Genomic DNA, 2,500 nt, shown 5'->3' on the forward strand with positions numbered 1-2,500 from the left:
AGGATGTTGGCTTAGAAGCAGCCACTCATTTAAAGAGTGCGTAATAGCTCACTAGTCGAGAGATCCTGCGCCGAAAATGTACCGGGGCTAAACTTACCACCGAAGCTACGGATTTGCAAGTAATTGCAAGTGGTAGGGGAGCGTCGTAATCGGGCTGAAGTCGTACCGGAAGGAGCGGTGGACTGATTACGAGTGAGAATGTTGGCATTAGTAGCGAGATGTAGGTGAGAATCCTACAGGCCGAATATCTAAGGTTTCCTCAGGAAGGCTCGTCCGCTGAGGGTTAGTCGGGACCTAAGCCGAGGCCGAAAGGCGTAGGCGATGGACAATCGGTTGATATTCCGATACCACTACCATCGTTATTATCGAGGGTGTGACGGAGAAGGATAGTGTGTGCTAGCGATTGGAAATGCTAGTCTAAGCGTTTAGGAAGTTACGGTAGGCAAATCCGCTGTAACAATTCTGAGGCGTGATGGGGAAGGTCATTAAGACCGAAGTACATGATTCCATGCTTCCAAGAAAAGCATCTAGAGAGAGAAGTAGTGCCCGTACCGCAAACCGACACAGGTAGATGAGGAGAGAATCCTAAGGCCGGCGGAAGAATTGCAGTTAAGGAACTAGGCAAATTGACCCCGTAAGTTCGCGAGAAGGGGTGCCTGCGAGAGCAGGCCGCAGAGAATAGGCCCAAGCAACTGTTTAGCAAAAACACAGGTCTCTGCTAAAGCGTAAGCTGATGTATAGGGGCTGACGCCTGCCCGGTGCTGGAAGGTTAAGGGGAACACTTAGCGCAAGCGAAGGTGTGAACTTAAGCCCCAGTAAACGGCGGCCGTAACTATAACGGTCCTAAGGTAGCGAAATTCCTTGTCAGGTAAGTTCTGACCCGCACGAATGGCGTAATGACTTGGGCACTGTCTCAACTGCAAATCCGGCGAAGTTGTAGTGCGAGTGAAGATGCTCGCTACCCGCGATTGGACGGAAAGACCCCGTAGAGCTTTACTGTAGCTTAGCATTGAATTCCGGTATTGTCTGTACAGGATAGGTGGGAGACTGGGAAACTAGGGCGTCAGCCTTAGTGGAGTCAACCTTGGGATACCACCCTGACAGTACTGGGGTTCTAACAGGACGCCATGAATCTGGTGACTGGACATTGTTAGGTGGGCAGTTTGACTGGGGCGGTCGCCTCCTAAAAAGTAACGGAGGCGCCCAAAGGTTCCCTCAGAACGGTCGGAAATCGTTCGTAGAGTGCAAAGGCAGAAGGGAGCCTGACTGCGAGACCTACAAGTCGAGCAGGGACGAAAGTCGGGCTTAGTGATCCGGTGGTACCTCGTGGGAGGGCCATCGCTCAACGGATAAAAGCTACCTCGGGGATAACAGGCTGATCTCCCCCAAGAGTCCACATCGACGGGGAGGTTTGGCACCTCGATGTCGGCTCGTCGCATCCTGGGGCTGTAGTAGGTCCCAAGGGTTGGGCTGTTCGCCCATTAAAGCGGCACGCGAGCTGGGTTCAGAACGTCGTGAGACAGTTCGGTCCCTATCCGTCGCGGGCGTAGGAAATTTGAGAGGAGCTGTCCTTAGTACGAGAGGACCGGGATGGACTGACCTATGGTGCACCAGTTGTTCTGCCAAGAGCATGGCTGGGTAGCTAAGTCGGGAAGGGATAAACGCTGAAAGCATCTAAGCGTGAAGCCCCCCTCAAGATGAGATTTCCCATAGCATAAGCTAGTAAGACCCCTTGAAGAACACAAGGTTGATAGGTCAGAGGTGGAAGTGCGGTAACGTATGTAGCTGACTGATACTAATAGGTCGAGGGCTTGACCAATAATATAAGATAATTCATGTGCAATTTTGAGATAACAATCTCTAAAAAAACTCACTCAACAAAGTTGAGGAGTACAAAGTTTTAACTAAATCGAAGATTTAGAAAACTATAGTATCTGGTGATGATGGCGTAGAGGAAACACTCCTTCCCATTCCGAACAGGACAGTTAAGCTCTACAGCGTCAATGGTACTGCATGGGTGACCGTGTGGGAGAGTAGAACGTTGCCAGGTAATTTGGGGGTATAGCTCAGTTGGGAGAGCACTTGCCTTGCACGCAAGGGGTCAAGGGTTCGACTCCCTTTACCTCCACCAAAAGCTACGAATTATTTCGTAGCTTTTTTTATTTGTGTGCCCAGTGTGGGCTACAACTTGATTATGAAAGTCATAGGAAGATACTATATAGGTCAAAAGCGATGACTTTTGAACAAAGAATAATTAAACTGAATCAAATCAATATTGGATGGATTAATTATTATTGAATAGCCAAATACAAAAGTATTGCTCAGCAATTGGATAAATGGATAATACTAAGGCTAAGAATGTGTATATGGAAACAATAGAAAAAGTTTAAAACAAGATATAAAAAACTTAGAAAGTTAGGCTTAAATCACTATCAGTCTTTAAAATTTGCAAATACCAGTAAAGGATATTGGCGAAGGACTAATAGTGCAACATTAAAAA

The 2,500-nt window shown here is 47.8% G+C and carries 1 protein-coding gene, 1 tRNA gene and 2 rRNA genes (1 of these 4 running past the window's edge); all 4 read left to right on the forward strand.

All coding sequences use genetic code 11. The features are described 5' to 3' along the window. Positions 1-1,819 (forward strand): 23S ribosomal RNA (locus ACUN06_RS00045) (it extends 1,089 nt beyond the left edge of the window). Between the two features lie 114 nt (positions 1,820-1,933). Continuing rightward, positions 1,934-2,050: ribosomal RNA gene (rrf, locus tag ACUN06_RS00050) — 5S ribosomal RNA — on the forward strand. A 5-nt stretch (positions 2,051-2,055) separates the two neighbouring features. Next, a tRNA-Ala gene (locus tag ACUN06_RS00055) sits at positions 2,056-2,131 on the forward strand. Between the two features lie 32 nt (positions 2,132-2,163). Next, positions 2,164-2,298 (forward strand): group II intron maturase-specific domain-containing protein, encoded by a 135-nt coding sequence (locus ACUN06_RS00060; RefSeq protein ID WP_449389943.1) that lies wholly within the window; start codon positions 2,164-2,166, stop codon positions 2,296-2,298. Positions 2,299-2,500: the final 202 nt, after the last annotated feature.

The sequence above is a fragment of the Clostridium sp. ETTB3 genome (genome assembly GCF_053571985.1).